Origin of the sequence: Vibrio sp. zbq_1 (genome assembly GCF_043102935.1) — a bacterium.
GTDB lineage: Bacteria > Pseudomonadota > Gammaproteobacteria > Enterobacterales > Vibrionaceae > Vibrio > Vibrio parahaemolyticus.
Genome location: NZ_JBICJH010000032.1, coordinates 275,909 through 295,226, shown reverse-complemented (window position 1 = coordinate 295,226; position 19,318 = coordinate 275,909). Strand labels below are relative to the sequence as shown.

The following is a 19,318-nucleotide window of genomic DNA, read 5'->3' as shown; positions in this document are numbered from 1 at the left end:
GCATGATTGAACGCGGTAAATATCAATCGCTGACCATGGTCAACTGGAACGGCTTCTTTGCCCGTACGTTTGACATCGATGGTCTGGTTACGACGCTGTCGGGCGGTAACGGTGCCGGTAAATCAACCACGATGGCAGCGTTCATCACAGCGTTGATTCCTGACCAAACGCTACTGCACTTCCGTAACACAACCGAAGCGGGCAGCAGCCAATCGTCTCGCGATAAAGGTCTATATGGTAAACTACAGCCGGGTGCGTGTTACGCAGCGTTAGACGTAGTAAACTCACGTAACCAACGTCTATTGTTTGCAGTAAAACTGCAGCAAGTCGCGGGTCGTGACAAAAAAGTAGACATCAAACCGTTTGTTATCCAAGGTCTTCCAAGCCATGTGAAACCAACGGATATTCTGGTTGAAAGCGTATCGGCGACTCAAGCGCGCGTACGTCAAATCAATGAAGTCAAAGATGCGATTGCGGAATTTGAAGGCGTTCAATTCAAAGCCTTCTCTTCAATCGTGGATTACCACGCGCAAATGTTCGAATTCGGTGTGATTCCTAAGAAACTGCGCAACTCAAGTGACCGCTCTAAATTCTACCGTTTGATCGAAGCCTCGCTTTACGGTGGGATCTCAAGTGCGATTACACGCTCACTGCGCGACTACCTTCTGCCACAAAACGGTGGTGTGAAGAAAGCATTCCAAGACATGGAATCGGCGTTGCGTGAAAACCGCATGACGCTAGAAGCGATCAAAACCACTCAGGCTGACCGTGACTTGTTCAAACACTTGATCACCGAGTCGACAAACTACGTGGCTGCTGACTACATGCGCCATGCTAACGATCGTCGCAACAAGCTTGAACAAACTCTATCTTTGCGCTCTGAGCTCTTTGGCTCACGCGAGACGTTGATTGAGCAAAACAATCTGCTTAATCGCGTTCAAGAAGAACTTGAGCTTCTAATCGAATCGGAATCGGCACTAGAGCAAGACTATCAAGCGGCTTCTGACCACTTGCAATTGGTGCAAAACGCACTGCGTCAGCAAGAGAAAATCGAACGTTACCAAGAAGATCTTGAAGAGCTTAGCGAGCGTCTTGAAGAGCAGATGATGGTCGTTGAAGAAGCGCAAGAACGCGTGATGATGGTGGAAGAGCAAGCAACCGTTGCAGAAGAAGAGGTGGACAGCCTCAAGACGCAACTGGCTGACTACCAACAAGCACTAGACGTTCAGCAAACTCGTGCTCTTCAATACCAACAAGCGGTTCAGGCACTTGAGAAAGCGAAACAACTACTTGGTGATGACTGCCTGACGGCAGAGTCCGCGCAAGCACTTGTTTCTGAGCTTAAGAACAAAGAATCAGAAAGCACTAACGCGCTGCTATCGGTTAAGCACAAGTTGGATATGTCTTCTGCAGCAGCAGAGCAATTTGAAACTGCGCTGAAGCTTGTACAAAGTATCGTTGGGCAAGTCGAACGTAAAGATGCGGCTGAACAAGCGAAAATCGTCATTACGAAAGCGCGTGAATCTCAGCAAATCGCACAAAACGAACAACAATGGCGTGCTCAACATCGCGACCTCGAACGTAGCTTAAACCAACAGCGTCAAGCTCGTGAATTGGTCACGGAATATCAAAAACAGTTCCATGCTGAACTGACGGACGAAATCACGTTTGAACAAGAACGTGAACGTCACGCGATGCAAATCGAAACGCTAGAAATGACGCAAGAAGAGCTGCGTGAACAACGCAGTGAACAGCGTCGTCTAGAACAAGATGCTGCGGCAGAAATCAACAAGCTAGAAGCCATTGCACCAACTTGGATTGCCGCTAACGATGCGTTGGAAAAATTGCGTGAGCAAAGCGGTGTAGAGTTAGAAGATCGCCATGCTGTGATGAGCCACATGCAGGTTGTTCTGGAGCAAGAGAAAGAACTGTCTCTAGCGAAAGACAAACTGGCAGAGCGTCGCTCGCAACTAGAAAGCGAAATCGAACGATTGGCATCACCTGGTGGTTCAAACGATCCTCGTCTGAAAGGCTTGGCAGATACACTAGGCGGTGTGCTTCTATCCGAGATTTACGACGACATTACAATCGACGACGCACCTTACTTCAGTGCGATGTATGGTCCTGCACGTCACGCGATTGTGGTTTCTGACCTGTCGGGTATCGAAGAGAAACTGGTAGAGCTAGACGATTGTCCGGAAGATTTGTACATCATTGAAGGTGACATAGATGCCTTTGATGACAGCTCGTTTGACGCAGAAGAACTTGAAGGTGCGGTATGCGTTCGTATGAACGACCGCCAAATGCGTTACTCTCGTTTCCCTGAAATTCCATTGTTTGGACGCGCGGCGCGTGAACAGCGTTTAGAGCTACTGCGTAATGAACGTGAGGAAGTGGTTGAGAAGCACGCAAAAGCGGCTTTCGATTCACAAAAGATGCAGCGTCTATACCAAGCATTCAACCAGTTTGTGGCTAACCACATTCAAGTCGCGTTTGAAGCTGACCCAGAACAAGCATTGGCAAATGTTCGCGAAAAACGTGGTCAAATTGCCCGTGTATTGGCTGATTTGGAAGCGAAAGAACAACAACATCGTTCTCAGCTTCAAACTAGCAAGCAAGCTCTGTCTTCGTTAGACAAGCTCGCGCCAAACATGGCTCTGATTGAAGATGATACGCTGCAAGCGCGTTTCGACGAGCTGGAAGAGAAAATTGCGCAACTGTCAGAAGCGAAAGCGTTCTTGAACAACCACGCGAAAGCCGTGGCTGAGCTTGAAAAAATTGCTTCTGCACTTGATGCAGACCCTGAACAGTTCGATGCGCTAGAAGCAGAATACAAAGCCGCGGACGAGCAACTTCAAGAATTGAAGAAGCAGATCTTTGCCTTGTCTGATCTCGTTGAACGTCGTCACTACTTTGCGTATTCAGACTCTGTAGATTTGCTTAACCAAAGCAGTGAACTTAGTGAGCAGTTAAAAGCGAAGCTGGTTCAGGCTGAACAAATGCGTACACGCTCTCGTGAAGAGTTGAAGCAAGCGCAAGGTCAAATGAACCAATACAACCAAGTATTGGCATCATTGAAAAGCTCGCACCAAGCGAAATTGGAAACCGTTCAAGAGTTCAAACAAGAACTGCAAGAGTTTGGTGTTAACGCCGATGAAGGCGCAGAAGAGCGTGCGATCCGTCGCCGTGATGAGCTGCACGAGCGTCTGCACACATCTCGTAGTCGTAAGAGTGAATACGAGCGTACCATCACCTCTACTGAGCTAGAGATGAAAGGTCTGGCGAAACGTCTGAAGAAAGTTCAGAAGGAATACGCAGAGCTGCGTACCTTCGTGGTTGCTGCGAAAGCGGGCTGGTGTTCAGTACTTCGCTTGGCACGTGAAAACGACGTTGAACGTCGTCTTCACAAGCGCGAGTTGGCGTACATGTCTGCCGATGAACTGCGTTCAATGTCGGATAAATCGTTGGGTGCGCTGCGTCTTGCTGTTGCAAACAATGATGACCTACGTGATGCGTTACGTTTGTCTGAAGATAATGCACGTCCAGAGCGTAAAGTTCTGTTTTACATTGCGGTTTACCAGCACCTTCGTGAGCGTATTCGTCAGGACATCATCCGCACAGATGACCCAGTAGAAGCTATCGAAGAAATGGAAGTAGAGCTAGCGCGTCTGACTGAAGAGCTAACTCAACGCGAAAACCGTCTGGCAATCAGCTCTGAGTCTGTGGCAAGCATCATCAAGAAGACGATTCAGCGTGAGCAAAACCGTATTCGCATGCTAAACCAAGGCTTGTCGAACATCTCGTTCGGTCAGGTGAAAGGTGTGCGTCTAAACGTGAAGATCCGTGAAAGCCATGAAGTGCTATTACATGGTCTGTCTTCGCAGCAAGAACAGCATAAAGATTTGTTTGAATCTCCACGTTTCACTTTCTCAGAAGCGATGGCAAAACTGTTCCAACGCGTGAACCCTCACATCGATATGGGTCAACGCTCTCCTCAGGTTCTGGGTGAAGAGCTACTGGATTATCGTAACTATCTAGAGCTAAGTGTGGAAGTTAACCGTGGTTCTGATGGTTGGCTGCAAGCGGAATCTGGGGCGCTATCAACGGGTGAGGCAATTGGTACTGGTCAGTCTATCCTATTGATGGTTGTTCAGAGCTGGGAAGAAGAATCCCGTCGTCTACGCAGTAAAGACATCATCCCATGTCGTTTGTTGTTCCTCGATGAGGCGGCACGTCTGGATGCGAAGTCGATTTCAACGCTATTCGAACTGTGTGACCGTCTGGATATGCAGCTGTTGATTGCTGCGCCAGAAAACATTAGCCCAGAGAAAGGTACAACCTACAAGCTGGTACGTAAGGTGTTTAAAGATCACGAACACGTACACGTTGTTGGTCTGCGTGGCTTTGGTCAAACAGATAAACCGAAGAGTGAAGTTCAAGAAATGATTGAAGAGTTTGAATCATAAGCTTGGAAGCATAAAAAACGCCCGCAATTAAAGCGGGCGTTTTTGTATCTGATTAACAGAGAGATGCAGGTAACGGGCATAAAATAAGCCGAGGCTGTAGGACGACAGTCTCGGCTTTTTCGTGAGCACTTAGACCAATAGCAGGGAGTATTGGAAATAATCTAAGCGCTATTCCTCTGAAATATCGGTTCCAGCTTCGATAATTTCAGCAAGCTCTTCAAGTGCTTGAACCGAAAGCTCAGACAAACGCTGTAAGTGTTGGTCAAAAGTTTCCTGGTCTACAAGCTGTGGTTCATTATTATTTGTTTCTTTTGTTAGCATCGCCCAACCTCTTTAAGTTGAGTAAGGGGAGTAAACATCATACTCAATGGGCTCAGTGGAAAAGAAACGATCTATGTTGATTCTGTTAGCTCGATCATTGATTCAAATGATGAAACCGGCGAAATGAGATAGGAAGGGGAGTGAAAACGATGGCAGAAAGAAAAAAGCTAGCAACCATGTGCTGATTGCTAGCTTGTAAGATTTAGAACTTTGGTTTTACACCAAACTGCTCAACCGCGTAGGCTACGCGCTCTATAGGCTTAGGGTACTCCGCTGGGGTGCCGAGGCTTTCAATATGCTTCAAGCGAGGAAGCAATCCTGCTCCGTTCGCGATTTGAATAGCTAAACCAGGACGAGCATTCAGCTCAAGTACCATCGGACCTTCTTCTTTGTCGAGAACCATGTCGGTACCCATGTAACCCAGCCCCGTCATTTCCCAAGCACTTGACGCAAGTTCTAGCAAACGCTCCCAATGAGGCACTTGCAGAGTCGATAAATCTTTACCCGTATCTGGGTGGTGCGTTACTGGTTGGTCGAATTGCACCGCACGAATGGCTTTGCCTGTTGCGATATCAATGCCGACACCGACCGCACCTTGGTGAAGGTTAGCTTTACCATCAGACGCTGATGTTGAGCAGCGCATCATCGCCATGACAGGGTAGCCTTTAAATACGATGATGCGTACGTCTGGCACACCTTCGTAGCTGAAACCATCGAAGCAGTCATCAAACTTAATCAAGTTCTCAACCACCGCAACATCGTTCTTACCGCCGAGCGAGAACAGCCCCGCCAGTGCGTTACTGATGTGGCGTTCCACTTCTTCTTTGTTGATTGTCGCACCAGAAGGTTTGGTGTACACACCGTCTTTATGCGATGTCACCACCAGAATACCTTTACCACCGCTGCCTTGAGCTGGCTTAATCACAAAACCCGGCCAGTCTTTCACCATGTTGTGGATGGTTTTTACTTCTGCTTGGTTGTGGATCACGCCGATAAGGGCAGGGACGGTTGCCCCTGCAGCTTGAGCGATGATCTTGGTTTTTAGCTTGTCATCCACCAATGGGTATTTAGAGCGATCGTTATAGCGACCAATGTAGCTATGGTTACGCTTGTTCATGCCCATAATGCCTTTGTGGCGAAGTTTTGATGGCGTAGTGTAACGTTCAAACATCGTTTAATCCTCCGCTAGCGGTTTGAAACGACGTAGTTCTGTTAGACGGTAACCAGTGTAAGTACCTAGTAATAGAATACCCGCCAAAACAATTAGCTGTAGGCCGATAAAGTTAAACGTTAAGTGCTGGATATACGAGTTGGTCATCGCCAAGTAAACCAGTACCGCAGTCAGTAGTGAACCACCACCTTGCATTGCTACTTCTTTCGCGCCTTCTTCCTCCCACAGAATCGACATACGTTCGATAGTCCATGACAAGATGATCATTGGGAAGAAGGTGATTGTTAGACCTTCCGTCAAACCAATCTTGAATGCTACAACGGTGAACACCGATATGATCATAATAACTGTGATAATAACCGCGGATATCCTTGCTACCAGAAGTAAGTTGAGCCGCGATAAGTAGCTTCGGATGATCAAGCCTGTACCAACAATTAATAGGAAGCCAACAATACCAGTCACAAGCTGCGTTTGAACGAACGCAACCGCAATCAATACTGGCATGAACGTACCAGAGGTTTTAAGACCAATAATCACGCGCAGGAACACAACGATCAATGCGCCAATTGGGATCAGCATGATGGTCTTGAACATCGCTTGCTCTTCTAGAGGCAAGCTGTGGATTGATAAGTTAAGCAGGCCATCGGCCTCAACCTTGTTGTTTGTCGCTTGTTGAGGCGTCACTTCTTGTTTGATCATGGAGAAATGAACTTGGCTGTTCTTACCTCCCACAAGGTCAAGTAACGAAACGTTCGATTCATCCCAAACAAGAAGGTTAGGTTTTACGGCTTTTTGCTCTGAATTTGGCGAGAACAGTACCCAATCTTTTCCAGACCAAACTTGCACCATCGGTTGGATGGTTTGACGACGACGGCCATCTTCAAGCTCGATAACGCCAACAATTTTACTTTGAACGCCTGCTGACAGAAGAATCTTGTGCAATGCATCGGTGCGGTCAAAATCGTTCAATAATAGAGCGGAGTTTTGGCTGTCTGGATCGTTAAGCGCTTTGATTAACTCGCGTGCAAACGTCACGTTGTCCGCAGAACGGCTCATGGCTTGATCGATGAGGGCGCTTGCTGCCGCTTGTTGCGGAGCGGATAACGTCGGTGGCGTGATATCGCCAGTAGGAGGCAGTGGTTCCACTTTAGCTTGTGGATCAACTAAGAACTGCGCTTTGTAGTAAATAGTTTGAGGGCCTTTCGCTTGGCGAATCGACCATTCGGCACGGCGACCTGAATCAGAGTTAATGTAAGAAACGCCATAACCAGAAGAAGAAGCAGACTCGCCAATCAGTGTATAACCACTTTGTGTATGAGGAGCGGCAAGAGAAGCTTTCACTTCATTCCCGTTTGCATTGAACTCGATACGAGCCTCTACATCCCACACTTGACGTGTTTCGCCTGGCGTCCAAGGCACGCCGTAATTTTGGTGTCTGAAAACACTCAAAGCAATGCCCGCAACCACCAACAAGATGATTGAAAGGTAAAACGGTATTTTTGACGTCATAATCTACCTTATTATTTTTTATCTTCGTCCGTTTGAATGTATGTACGGCTCACATCAACCAATGCGATGTCGCGCATAAATTCTCTACCTAGTAAAACAGGATGGTTCATGTGGGAGCGATCCGCCAACGTAAATTGCGCTTTTTCATGAATTTTTCCAACTCGCACCCAAAGTTCGACCACAGCGCGACGCTCCAGTTCTTCGCTTGTTACTTGACGAATTTTCACATAACGAAGAACAGGCGCTTCGATCCATGTATTTTTCTCTTCTTCTGATTTTGTTGCATCAGCAAGATGGAAACGAACCCAGTTTTTGCCGTTTCTTTCGAATTCTTCAATATCAACTGCATTCAAAGATGATGTAGCCGCACCTGTATCGACGCGAGCATCAAACGTTTGTTTGATGGAGTCGATGGTCACTTTTTCGATCGAACCTAAAACGATGTCATGAGTCGGCGTTGGTTCAATAGGGGCAGGAGCTTGGACAATAATAGGCTCTTTCGGTTTTTTAACCTCTGCCATTGCCTCTTCGCGGAAGGTGCTTAGATCACCTTGTAATTTATCGACTTGGTCTTCAAGGCTGTCGATGTAATCTGATTGGTTACTGATCTGCAGCTCTAAGTTAGTTATGCGATTATTGAAATTCGCTTCTGAAGCTTGAATAGCGGCTAACGTTTCTTGGTGGTACTGTTCGCCTTTGGTAAGTGTGCATCCAGATAATAAGGCGATGGCAACAACCGGAGTCAATCGTATTAACATTGAAAACCTTGGGATTGGATTAAGTTGTTTGTTTTTTAAGAGTTTAGCTTATATCGATAAAGGCTCACAAGTAAGAATCTTTCTCTATCTCTTATTGAGTGAGGAATAGTGATGAAAAGCTAATAATCAAGGGTGCAAAGCACACCCTTGATGAGAATAGAAGAGAGGGTAATGTCTTAATGGCAGGAAAGAGTTAAGACAATGTCAGAAATCTCAGTTAATTATGGCTTACGTGCTACCAGCACAGCGCGGCGTGGTGCCGGGTAGCCTTCCACTGTTTTGCTTGGATCGTTTGGATCTAAGTAATCTGGTAGAGAGTTGTGTGTCATCCAATCTGTTGTGCGTTGTTCATCAACAGAAGTCACGTTCTCATCCACAATATGAACATCTTCAAAACCAACCAGTTCTAGCCACACTTTTAGTGCTTTCGCAGACGGGAAGAAGTACACATTGCGCATTTGAGCGTAGCGTGAGGTCGGCACAAGTACTGCGTTTTCATCGCCTTCGATTACCAAAGTTTCCAATACTAACTCACCACCAGAAACCAACTGATCTTTTAGTTGAATCAAATGGTCAAGTGGAGAACGACGGTGGTATAGAACACCCATGCTGAACACGGTATCAAACGCTTCCAGTTTAGGCAGTTGTTCAATACCCAGCGGCAGTAGGTGCGCACGTTGGTCACCGCCCATGAGTTTGCGAATTGCTTCAAACTGGATCAGGAACAGGTGAGACGGGTCGATACCCACGCAAAGACGAGCACCTTCGCCTAACATGCGCCACATGTGGTAACCATTGCCACAACCCACATCGAGCACGCTGCGATTTTTCAGTGGAGAAATGTGTGGAAGTACGCGATCCCATTTCCAGTCGCTACGCCACTCGGTATCGATATGAATGCCGTGCACCGTGTATGGACCTTTGCGCCAAGGGTGGAAAGTACGCAGTAAGTTTTCTAGCTTTTTCAGTTCGCCTTCATGGAAAGGCGTATCGTTGCTGATGGTTACAGAGTTCTTGATATCAGCTTGATCTGGTGAGCCTTCTGGAATTTTGTTCAGTGCTTTCAACCAGCGACCAAAGTCACCGTGCTCTGCATTTTGCCAGTCCGTTAACTGTTGTGGTAACACATTCAGCCAAGGTTGAAGACGCGTGTCTTGGGCAATCAATTGGTAGAAATTTGCAAAGTTAAACATAGTTAGTTAATCGCTGAGTTGATGATGTAATTAAATGAGTGAAAGCGCCGCCAAAGGCAGCATCAGTACTTGCCTGCTTGAGTACAAACTGAACTGGGTTCGACCGCGAACCTTACTTAATCGCGAACATAGAACCGAAGTTAAAGCATTGGAACCAAACGTCGTAGCTAGAGAAGCCAATTTTTGCGAAACGTTCTTTGTGGTCTTTTTTAGAGTCCGGACGCATTACGTTTTCGATTGCGCTACGTTTCTGGCTGATTTCCAATTCGCTGTAACCGTTGGCACGTTTGAAATCGTGGTGAAGGTCAATGAGTAACTCATTCGACACTTCATCTTCGAAGACGAACTTCTCTGACAGAATCAAAATGCCACCAGGACGCAGGCCCGCGTAGATTTTTTCAAGCAGCGCGTAACGGTCTTCTGGGGATAAAAACTGGAGCGTGAAGTTCAATACAACGACAGACGCGTTTTCAATTTCGATATTACGAATATCGGCTTCGACCACAGTCACTGGCGTGTCGCTGCGGTAAGCGTTGACGTGTAACTTACAACGCTCAACCATCGCTGGAGAGTTGTCTACTGCAATAATTTTGCAGCCTTCTTGCTTGATATGACGACGCATAGACAGCGTAGCGGCACCCAAAGAACAACCTAAGTCGTAGATGTTTGAGTGAGGCTTCACAAAGCGTTCTGCCAACATACCGATTGCAGAAATAATGTTGCTGTAACCCGGCACCGATCGCTGAATCATGTCAGGAAAAACTTCCGCTACGCGTTCATCGAACGTGAAATCCCCAATTTTATCGATTGGAGCCGAAAAAATAGTATCTGGATTGCTCTTAGGGTTCATAACCAAATCTCTGCATACAAGCTGACGGGGCGATTCGTCTTCAAAAAACTAGTTAGTCTAGTCTTCAAAAACGTCAGGCATCAAAAAAGGCGCGTATTTTATGAGAAATTCGCGCCTCTGTCATGCGTTGAGCAAATTATTGTTAGAACATCTGTAACTGCGAGTTGCCATCATTGGCAGGGAAGGGGGCTAAATCTGGCAGGGCGACATGCTTTTGCAGATTCTTGTAAATGTTCGCTGCCAGCTCAGGCGCAATAATATTATCTGCTGTGTGAATCATCACATATGGTTGTTTACCTTCCGCAATCCATTGTGGCAATTTACTTAGCCAAGGCACAAAGAAGTCGTAATTTTGTTGTTCTTCCGGATGGCCAATAAAACGAATCATCGGGTGTGAAGCGGTTGCAATCGCATGAACGGGAACTTTGGGCTTCTTCATTTGAGCATCAATGATGGCTTCATTGTCAGGCTTTGCCGCAAACACAGGGCGGCTATCCATGATTATTCGGTCAATACCGTTTTCCACCAACCACTGATTAAGCGCTCGCTCTTCCTCGCCTTTAGAGAAAAAGGCCATATGACGTACTTCCACGCCCAGTGGAAAGTTAGGCGGGAAACTGGCGCAAAACTTTTTCAAACGTTCAAGATACTCTGGGCCAAAAGCTGCTGGGAGTTGGATCGTCCATTGACCGACGCGCTCATGCAAGGGCTCCATGATTTTCATAAAATCACGAAGTTGCTCGTTGCAACCTCTTAGCATTTGTTCATGAGTGATAGCCTTAGGGAGCTTAAACGTAAACTTAAAATCGTCGTGCGTTGCTGCTTTCCAATTTTGCACCGTGTTGTGTGTCGGCGTGGCGTAAAAGGTGGTATTTCCTTCCACAGTATGAAATACCTGAGCGTATTTTTCTAAACGCTCAGCAGGTTTAGTTCCACTACCGTAAAAGCTTTGTTGCCATTGGTTGTGAGACCACATGGTTAAACCAAGTCGAAGGGGTAAATTATCCATCATTCTTTATTGTTTGTATCTCCTGTACGCACTTTACGAGAGTTTTGCTGAAATAGGTAATTTCACGCTATAATCCCCACCAATTTTTTCGCTTTGGTGGGCTTTTGAACATTTGTTGTACTAAAAACCACCAGGGAATGATAAAACACACTTAATTGTATGTTGAGTAGTCGATTTTCATAGACTTTCAGCGTATAACGGAATCTTTACTCTGCTCGGCAATGAGGCTGACAGAGCGTAGTTAACAATATTTGAGAGATTGGGAATTTCATTATGCGTACCCATTACTGTGGTCACCTGAACAAGTCCCTTGCAGGACAAACTGTAGAACTTTGCGGCTGGGTTAACCGTCGTCGTGATTTAGGCGGTCTTATTTTCATTGATATGCGAGATCGTGAAGGCATCGTTCAGGTAGTTGTAGATCCAGATATGGCGGATGCGTATGAAGTGGCTAACACACTTCGTAATGAATTCTGTATCAAATTGACGGGTGAAGTTCGCGTTCGTCCTGAAAGCCAAGTAAACAAAGACATGGCAACAGGTGAAGTTGAGATCCTGGCGAAAGGTCTTGAAATCATCAACCGCAGTGACGTTCTGCCTCTAGACTTCAACCAAAAGAACTCAGAAGAACAACGTCTGAAGTACCGTTACCTAGATCTACGTCGTCCAGAAATGAGCGACCGTATCAAGCTACGTGCTAAAGCGTCTAGCTTTGTTCGTCGTTTCCTAGATGACAACGGTTTCCTAGACATCGAAACACCAGTACTAACCAAAGCGACACCAGAAGGTGCTCGTGACTACCTAGTACCAAGCCGTGTTCACAAAGGCAGCTTCTACGCACTTCCTCAGTCTCCACAGCTATTCAAACAGCTTCTAATGATGTCTGGTTTTGACCGTTACTACCAAATCGTTAAGTGTTTCCGTGACGAAGACTTGCGTGCAGACCGTCAACCAGAATTTACTCAGATCGATATCGAAACGTCATTCATGACGGCTGATCAAGTTCGTGAAGTAACTGAAAAAATGGTTCGTGAAATGTGGCAAGAGCTACTGAACGTTGACCTAGGTGAATTCCCAGTAATGCCATTTAGCGAAGCGATTCGTCGTTTCGGTTCTGATAAGCCAGACCTACGTAACCCACTAGAGCTAGTAGACGTTGCAGACCTAGTAAAAGACGTTGAGTTCAAAGTATTCTCTGGTCCAGCGAACGACGAAAAAGGCCGCGTTGCAGTTATCCGTGTACCAGGCGGTGCAGAGTTAACTCGTAAGCAAATCGACGGCTATGCAGAGTTCGTAGGTATCTACGGTGCAAAAGGTCTAGCATGGATGAAGGTGAACGACCGTGCAGCAGGTGTGGAAGGTATCCAATCTCCTGTAGCTAAATTCCTAAGCGAAGACGTGATCAACGGTATCCTAGATCGCACTCAAGCGGAATCTGGCGACATCATTCTATTTGGTGCAGATAAAGCTAACATCGTTGCAGAAGCACTAGGCGCACTTCGTCTTAAACTAGGTAAAGACCTAGGTCTTACTAAAGAAGGCACTTGGGCTCCTCTATGGGTTGTTGACTTCCCAATGTTCGAGGAAGACGACGAAGGCAACCTACACGCGATGCACCACCCATTCACATCACCTCTAGGTGTGACAGCGGAAGAGCTAAAAGCGAACCCAGCAGTAGCGAACTCAAACGCATACGATATGGTGCTAAACGGCTACGAAGTGGGCGGTGGTTCTGTACGTATCCACAACGCAGAAATGCAAGCTGCGGTATTCGATATCCTAGGTATCGATGCAGAAGAGCAACAATTGAAATTCGGCTTCCTATTGGACGCTCTAAAATTCGGTACGCCTCCACACGCTGGTCTTGCATTCGGTCTAGACCGTCTAGTAATGCTGCTATGTGGTACTGAGAACATCCGTGATGTTATCGCGTTCCCGAAAACAACAGCAGCGGCGTGTTTGCTAACAGATGCTCCAAGCATTGCAAACCCAGCGGCTCTAGAAGAACTAGCGATTGCGGTAACTGCAGCGAAAGCAAAAGACGCAGAATAAGCGCACAACAATTAAAGAAAAAACTCCCGCACCTGCGGGAGTTTTTGTTTTAATGGGATATATCCAAACGACTTAAGAATGCTTGGGTTTAGATTCCAACAAAAATAGCGAGTTATTTAGGACGCTTCATGTCAATTATTTTGGGTATTGACCCAGGTTCTCGTATTACCGGTTACGGCGTTATTCGCCAGCAAGGCCGTCATCTGCAATATCTTGGCAGTGGGTGTATTCGTACCTCAGAAAAAGAATTGCCAGGTCGGCTTAAGCAAATCTATGCCGGCGTTACGGAAATCATCACCCAGTTTCAACCAGACGTATTTGCAATTGAGCAAGTGTTCATGGCGAAAAATGCCGATTCTGCTCTAAAGCTAGGGCAGGCTCGCGGTAGTGCGATTGTTGCGGCGGTGAATGCGGATCTTCCTGTGTATGAGTATGCTGCCCGTCTTATTAAGCAAGCTGTAGTGGGGACTGGTGGTGCAGACAAAGTGCAAGTTCAGCACATGGTGCAGCACATGTTAAAATTACCTGCAAAGCCTCAAGCCGATGCCGCGGATGCACTTGGTGTGGCAATTTGTCATGCCAATACGAACAAGACCTTGGTTGCGCTCGCAGGCAAAGCAAGCAGTGCGAGAAAAGGGCGTTATCGCTAGACTCTTACCGTACTAAAAATGAGACACCTCAGACAGATTTAAGGAATAAATTTGTTGTGAAAATGTTACAAAACTATAGTGGTCGGATGTCTAATAAGAAATCAATCAAGGAAGATTGAACATGAATCCAGCCACGCTGTGGCGCAGTGTATTTATGCCGCGCCAACCTCAATGGACGAGGACGCAACAACGTCAAGCTGACATCCTCTCTTTATTTACCTTCATCGCTTTTCTGGTCGGAATTTATAGCTTAATTAAGTGGTTCAAGCATGGACACGAAAGCCTGATCTTAACTTCTGTCATTCTGATTACTCTTGAGCTTATTTCCGCTTCTAGTCTCAAATGGTTTAAGCAACCTGCGTTATCACTTAACCTTGGTTTTGTCGGGATGTCGGTGCATGCACTCAATATCATTTATCAAAGTAGTGGTGTGGTTGATTCAACTCAAACTTATTGGGTGCCTTTGTTGGTTGTCGCTTTCTTCTTATCTGGCACTCGTCTTATCGCTATTGCTTGGAGTGGCGTGGTGATTGCCATTTCCGCCTTAATGACACATCAGCATGTTTCAGGTTTTGAGTTTCCTCAACTGGTATTATCGGAAGCTTCTCAGCGATTAGAAATTTGGTCTGGTACCGTATTGCCGCTGGTGGTGATTTGTATCGCTCAGGCATTTACTGCTAAGCAACGTGATGATGCGATTGAAAATGCCGAAGCAGCAAAAGTCGAAAGTGAACAAGTCGCCAAAAAAGCAACAGAAGGTGAACTGCATCTGGCTGAAGTATTGGAACAAGCTAATTTAAATTCGATAGAGCTGAAATCTGTTTCGCAAGCGCTTGATGAGCAATCGTCGCAGTTGGATGAGCAAGTCAATGCACTCAACGTGAATAGTGAATCTCAAGCAAGTGCGGCAGAGCAAATGAGCCAACAAGTACATCACATGGCCACAGGGATTGAAGAGTCGAGCAAGTTTGTGGAAGAGCTGCGCGAGAAAAGCGAAGATGTTCATTTGCAAGCTGAAAGGAGCTCTGAACTGCTAGAAGATTCTACTCAAGCCATCGGCCAGATCATTACTAGCCATGAAGAAATCATGAAAGTGGCAGACTTGATTACCTCTGTCGCAGAGCAAACCAACTTGCTGGCTTTAAATGCGGCAATCGAAGCGGCGCGAGCAGGAGATCAGGGTAGAGGTTTTGCTGTGGTTGCCGAGCAAGTACGAGAGCTATCTGCGAAGAGTAGCCAGTCCGCTATTGAGATTCGTCACTTACTTGATCGTAGTGAGCAAGAAGTGAAGCATGGTCAAGACGTGGTGACGTCAAGCACCGAGAGGATGAACACTATTATTCAGCAAGTGACGACGATATCTCATGACGTACAAAGTTTATCAAGCATTATGGCAACGCAAATGACAGCGCTAAAAGAACTTGATGAAGCGAGTAGCGAAGTGGCGAATGGTGTAGTGAATACAAAATCCATTGCCGAGATTGTGGCTCAATATGGCAAAGAGCTCAGCGGTCAAGTTGTTGCTGTCCGGACGCTCACACAACAACTTGATCAAGTTGTCTCAAAAATCTAACCCCACAGCATAAAGGACTGGATGTCTATCCAGTTCTTTATTATCCTGTCGCAAATTCATTTCCAAAGAGTATTTATAGTGATTGGACGTCTTCGCGGCATTTTGCTTGAAAAGCAACCACCTGAAGTTTTAATTGAAGTTAACGGCATTGGCTATGAAGTTCAGATGCCAATGAGCTGTTTCTACGAACTGCCAAATATCGGCGAAGAAGCGATTATTTATACTCATTTTGTTGTGCGTGAAGACGCGCAATTGCTTTACGGTTTTAATACAGTAAAAGAGCGTGCGCTATTCCGTGAAGTGATCAAAGCAAACGGCGTTGGCCCTAAACTTGGCTTAGGTATTCTTTCAGGCATGACAGCGAGCCAGTTCGTGTCTTGTGTAGAGCGTGAAGATGTTTCTACGCTTGTGAAGTTACCTGGTGTTGGTAAGAAAACCGCCGAGCGTTTGGTCGTTGAAATGAAAGACCGCTTAAAAGGTTGGGGGGCTGGTGACTTATTCACGCCGTTTACTGATGCCGCTCCTACTGACTCGGCTGCCGCTTCGTCAAATAGTGCAGAAGAAGAGGCGGTCAGCGCACTTCTTGCTCTAGGCTACAAACCAACTCAAGCGTCGAAAGTAGTTTCTCAAATTGCTAAACCGGACATGAGCAGCGAGCAGCTGATCCGTGAAGCACTAAAATCAATGGTGTAACGGAAAGTTCAAGGTAACAGTATGATTGAAGCCGATCGTTTAATCGCTCCTGAAAATCCAGCGTTTCGTGATGAAGATGTTATTGACCGTGCTATTCGCCCTAAAAAGTTGGCGGATTACCAAGGTCAGGATCATGTCCGTGATCAGATGGAGATTTTCATCAAAGCGGCACAATTGCGTAGTGAGGCGTTGGACCACCTACTTATTTTTGGCCCTCCAGGTTTGGGTAAAACGACGTTGGCAAACATTGTTGCTAACGAGATGGAAGTGAACATCCGTACTACTTCTGGACCTGTTCTCGAAAAAGCAGGCGATTTGGCCGCGTTGTTGACCAACCTTGAGGAAAACGACGTGCTTTTCATTGATGAGATCCATCGTCTTAGCCCTATGGTCGAAGAGGTGCTGTATCCGGCAATGGAAGATTACCAATTGGACATCATGATTGGTGAAGGCCCGGCCGCACGTTCTATCAAAATTGATTTGCCACCATTCACATTGATTGGTGCAACGACGCGTGCGGGGTCTTTGACTTCTCCGCTGCGTGACCGTTTTGGTATTACTCAGCGTCTTGAGTACTACAAAGTGCAAGATCTACAGAACATTGTTCAACGCAGTGCAGATTGCCTAGGGTTGTCGATGGAGCCAGAAGGCGCGTTAGAAGTTGCTCGACGAGCTCGTGGTACGCCTCGTATTGCGAACCGTCTATTGCGCCGTGTCCGTGACTATGCAGAAGTGAAGGGCAACGGACATATTTGTGCCGATGTTGCTGACAAAGCGCTTAATATGTTGGATGTCGATGCTCAGGGCTTCGATTACATGGACCGCAAGCTTCTTCTCGCTATCATGGAGAAATTTGGTGGTGGTCCAGTTGGACTCGACAATATGGCTGCCGCTATTGGTGAAGAGAAAGACACCATTGAAGATGTGCTAGAACCATATTTGATTCAGCAAGGCTATTTACAACGCACTCCCCGAGGAAGAATCGCCACAGATCGTGCATATCTTCATTTCGGAATTGAAAAATAAGATTCTAAGGCTGAGCAAAAATGCTCAGCCTTTCACCATAAGTGACCAACCTCTCATTTATTGAATTTCTTCTAATACTAATTAGGTAAGAAAAAAGCACTGATTGTTAACTCGATGTTTGCATGCAACTGGTTAATTTCTCTCCTGATTACTCTCTCTTAACATACGCTTCTAATACGGGTTGATCTGGATCAATGTGATGGATTTTTGTGCAAATTCAGCGCATAAACATTGATGTATATCAAAGCGCATTCCGGCTATAAACCTTTTGAAACAATCTGTTTTTACAAGTAATATTAGCCCCAGCTATATTAGCTGATGCTTAACAATTAACTAACCAATGAAGCACATTTTTGCAACAAAGAGTTGTGATAATTCAACAATTTTCAAGTGTGAATAACACCTGGATATGGATTGCAATATGTAGAGAGTGTCATTCAGCCGACACATAGGAGTTACCATGATTGACGTAGTTGATCTATCGCGGTTGCAGTTTGCACTAACAGCGATGTATCACTTCCTATTCGTACCATTGACTCTTGGTATGGCCTTCCTTTTGGCCATTATGGAATCGATGTACGTAATGACGAACAAGCAAATCTACAAGGACATGACCAAGTTCTGGGGTAAGCTGTTCGGTATTAACTTTGCACTTGGTGTGGCTACCGGCCTTACCATGGAATTCCAGTTTGGTACTAACTGGTCGTACTACTCCCACTATGTAGGTGACATCTTTGGTGCGCCGCTGGCGATCGAAGCACTTGTCGCTTTCTTCCTGGAGTCAACTTTTGTTGGTCTATTCTTCTTCGGGTGGGATCGTCTATCTAAACGCCAACACTTAGCTGTTACTTGGCTTGTGGCGCTGGGCTCTAACTTCTCTGCTCTTTGGATTCTTATCGCAAACGGCTGGATGCAAAACCCAGTAGGCGCGGACTTCAACTTCGAAACCATGCGTATGGAAATGGTAAGCTTCTCTGAAGTTGTACTAAACCCAGTAGCTCAGGTTAAGTTCGTGCATACGGTTGCTTCTGGTTACACTTGTGGCGCAATGTTTATTCTAGGCATCAGTTCATACTACCTATTAAAAGGTCGTGATATTGCGTTTGCTCGTCGTTCATTTGCTATCGCTGCATCTTTCGGTATTGCTGCGATCCTATCAACCATCGTTCTTGGTGACGAATCTGGTTACGAGCTTGGTGAAGTTCAAAAAGTGAAGCTTGCTGCAATTGAAGCAGAATGGCACACAGAACCAGCTCCAGCAGCGTTTACGTTGTTTGGTGTTCCTAACCAAGAAACCATGCACACCGATTACGCAATCAAGATCCCTTACGTAATGGGTATCATCGCGACACGTTCTTTTGATGAGCAAGTGACAGGTCTTCGCGACCTTCGTGATGAGCACGTTGAGCGTATTCGTGGCGGTATGTACGCTTACGAACTTCTTGAGAAGCTTCGTGCTGGTGACAAGTCAGAAGAAAACATGACTGCGTTTGATGAAGTGAAAGGTGACCTAGGTTACGGTCTACTTCTAAAACGCTACACAGACAATGTTGTGGATGCGACAGAAGAACAAATCCAAGCTGCTGCGGATGATTCAATCCCAACAGTATGGCCACTATTCTGGTCATTCCGTATCATGGTTGCTTGTGGCTTCATCATGTTGTTCGTATTCGGTGCGGCATTTATTCAAACATGTCGTCAAAAAATCGAACAAAAACAATGGATTCTTAAAGCTGCACTATTGAGTATTCCACTTCCGTGGATTGCGATTGAAGCGGGTTGGTTCGTCGCTGAGTACGGTCGTCAGCCATGGGCTGTTGGTGAAATTCTTCCTGTGCACGTTGCGGCTTCAGCATTGACTGCAGGTGAAATCTGGACGTCACTATTCGCAATCTTGGCGCTATACACGGTATTCCTGATTGCAGAAGTTTACCTAATGTTGAAATTCGCTCGTAAAGGTCCAAGCAGTCTGAAAACTGGCCGCTACCACTTTGAGCAAAACGCTGACTCTGTTGAAGACAAAGTTAGCCGCCAAGTAGAAGCGTAA

At 46.1% G+C, this 19,318-nt stretch carries 14 protein-coding genes; 7 read left to right on the top strand and 7 right to left on the bottom strand.

Annotation, left to right across the window (positions count from 1 at the left end; all coding sequences use genetic code 11):
* The first annotated feature begins 2 nt into the window (after positions 1–2).
* Positions 3–4,466, top strand: a complete 4,464-nt coding sequence (mukB, locus tag ACF8CV_RS15490) for a chromosome partition protein MukB (protein WP_025543151.1) — start codon at positions 3–5, stop codon at positions 4,464–4,466.
* A gap of 168 nt (positions 4,467–4,634) precedes the next feature.
* Here the strand turns inward: mukB and ACF8CV_RS15485 are convergent, their stop codons facing one another.
* The 7 genes from ACF8CV_RS15485 to ACF8CV_RS15455 all read right to left on the bottom strand — a co-directional run bounded on the left by ACF8CV_RS15485 (position 4,635) and on the right by ACF8CV_RS15455 (position 11,277).
* Positions 4,635–4,787, bottom strand: coding sequence for a hypothetical protein (locus tag ACF8CV_RS15485; RefSeq protein ID WP_005457235.1), 153 nt, complete (start codon positions 4,785–4,787; stop codon positions 4,635–4,637).
* Positions 4,788–4,989: 202 nt separating this feature from the next.
* Positions 4,990–5,958 carry an alpha-L-glutamate ligase-like protein gene (locus ACF8CV_RS15480; RefSeq protein ID WP_005457241.1) on the bottom strand — a complete coding sequence of 323 codons (969 nt, stop codon included), beginning with the start codon at positions 5,956–5,958 and terminating at the stop codon, positions 4,990–4,992.
* 3 nt (positions 5,959–5,961) lie between these two features.
* Complete coding sequence (locus ACF8CV_RS15475; protein WP_047733010.1) at positions 5,962–7,467, bottom strand: inactive transglutaminase family protein; 1,506 nt, start codon at positions 7,465–7,467, stop codon at positions 5,962–5,964.
* Between the two features lie 11 nt (positions 7,468–7,478).
* Positions 7,479–8,225, bottom strand: a complete 747-nt coding sequence (locus tag ACF8CV_RS15470; RefSeq protein ID WP_005457212.1) for an ATP-dependent zinc protease — start codon at positions 8,223–8,225, stop codon at positions 7,479–7,481.
* A gap of 221 nt (positions 8,226–8,446) precedes the next feature.
* Complete coding sequence (gene cmoB, locus ACF8CV_RS15465) at positions 8,447–9,418, bottom strand: tRNA 5-methoxyuridine(34)/uridine 5-oxyacetic acid(34) synthase CmoB (protein WP_138938445.1); 972 nt, start codon at positions 9,416–9,418, stop codon at positions 8,447–8,449.
* 112 nt (positions 9,419–9,530) lie between these two features.
* The gene (gene cmoA / locus ACF8CV_RS15460; protein ID WP_005457217.1) at positions 9,531–10,268 is read right to left on the bottom strand and encodes a carboxy-S-adenosyl-L-methionine synthase CmoA; all 738 of its coding nucleotides are present in this window, start codon (positions 10,266–10,268) and stop codon (positions 9,531–9,533) included.
* 142 nt (positions 10,269–10,410) lie between these two features.
* Positions 10,411–11,277 carry a DUF72 domain-containing protein gene (locus tag ACF8CV_RS15455; protein WP_025522699.1) on the bottom strand — a complete coding sequence of 289 codons (867 nt, stop codon included), beginning with the start codon at positions 11,275–11,277 and terminating at the stop codon, positions 10,411–10,413.
* 273 nt (positions 11,278–11,550) lie between these two features.
* On the opposite strand from ACF8CV_RS15455, the gene aspS reads away from it, so the two are divergent.
* From aspS to cydA, 6 genes are all read left to right on the top strand, one after another.
* Complete coding sequence (gene aspS / locus ACF8CV_RS15450) at positions 11,551–13,329, top strand: aspartate--tRNA ligase (RefSeq protein WP_005483110.1); 1,779 nt, start codon at positions 11,551–11,553, stop codon at positions 13,327–13,329.
* Positions 13,330–13,457: 128 nt separating this feature from the next.
* On the top strand, positions 13,458–13,979 hold the full coding sequence (ruvC, locus tag ACF8CV_RS15445) for a crossover junction endodeoxyribonuclease RuvC (RefSeq protein ID WP_005457261.1): 522 nt from the start codon (positions 13,458–13,460) through the stop codon (positions 13,977–13,979).
* A 121-nt stretch (positions 13,980–14,100) separates the two neighbouring features.
* Complete coding sequence (locus tag ACF8CV_RS15440; RefSeq protein WP_392417118.1) at positions 14,101–15,552, top strand: methyl-accepting chemotaxis protein; 1,452 nt, start codon at positions 14,101–14,103, stop codon at positions 15,550–15,552.
* A 78-nt stretch (positions 15,553–15,630) separates the two neighbouring features.
* Complete coding sequence (ruvA, locus tag ACF8CV_RS15435; RefSeq protein WP_005486097.1) at positions 15,631–16,245, top strand: Holliday junction branch migration protein RuvA; 615 nt, start codon at positions 15,631–15,633, stop codon at positions 16,243–16,245.
* 21 nt (positions 16,246–16,266) lie between these two features.
* Complete coding sequence (ruvB, locus tag ACF8CV_RS15430; RefSeq protein ID WP_005457270.1) at positions 16,267–17,271, top strand: Holliday junction branch migration DNA helicase RuvB; 1,005 nt, start codon at positions 16,267–16,269, stop codon at positions 17,269–17,271.
* 460 nt (positions 17,272–17,731) lie between these two features.
* On the top strand, positions 17,732–19,318 hold the full coding sequence (gene cydA, locus ACF8CV_RS15425) for a cytochrome ubiquinol oxidase subunit I (protein WP_005457265.1): 1,587 nt from the start codon (positions 17,732–17,734) through the stop codon (positions 19,316–19,318).

Excerpts from the sequence above, each read along its gene's own strand:
- cmoA (WP_005457217.1), bottom strand. The coding sequence starts at position 10,268 with ATGAACCCTAAGAGCAATCCAGATACTATTTTTTCGGCTCCAATCGAT.
- ruvC (WP_005457261.1), top strand. The coding sequence starts at position 13,458 with ATGTCAATTATTTTGGGTATTGACCCAGGTTCTCGTATTACCGGTTAC.
- cmoB (WP_138938445.1), bottom strand. The coding sequence starts at position 9,418 with ATGTTTAACTTTGCAAATTTCTACCAATTGATTGCCCAAGACACGCGT.
- ruvB (WP_005457270.1), top strand. The coding sequence starts at position 16,267 with ATGATTGAAGCCGATCGTTTAATCGCTCCTGAAAATCCAGCGTTTCGT.
- ACF8CV_RS15455 (WP_025522699.1), bottom strand. The coding sequence starts at position 11,277 with ATGGATAATTTACCCCTTCGACTTGGTTTAACCATGTGGTCTCACAAC.
- aspS (WP_005483110.1), top strand. The coding sequence starts at position 11,551 with ATGCGTACCCATTACTGTGGTCACCTGAACAAGTCCCTTGCAGGACAA.
- ACF8CV_RS15480 (WP_005457241.1), bottom strand. The coding sequence starts at position 5,958 with ATGTTTGAACGTTACACTACGCCATCAAAACTTCGCCACAAAGGCATT.
- ACF8CV_RS15470 (WP_005457212.1), bottom strand. The coding sequence starts at position 8,225 with ATGTTAATACGATTGACTCCGGTTGTTGCCATCGCCTTATTATCTGGA.
- cydA (WP_005457265.1), top strand. The coding sequence starts at position 17,732 with ATGATTGACGTAGTTGATCTATCGCGGTTGCAGTTTGCACTAACAGCG.
- mukB (WP_025543151.1), top strand. The coding sequence starts at position 3 with ATGATTGAACGCGGTAAATATCAATCGCTGACCATGGTCAACTGGAAC.
- ACF8CV_RS15485 (WP_005457235.1), bottom strand. The coding sequence starts at position 4,787 with ATGCTAACAAAAGAAACAAATAATAATGAACCACAGCTTGTAGACCAG.
- ACF8CV_RS15475 (WP_047733010.1), bottom strand. The coding sequence starts at position 7,467 with ATGACGTCAAAAATACCGTTTTACCTTTCAATCATCTTGTTGGTGGTT.
- ACF8CV_RS15440 (WP_392417118.1), top strand. The coding sequence starts at position 14,101 with ATGAATCCAGCCACGCTGTGGCGCAGTGTATTTATGCCGCGCCAACCT.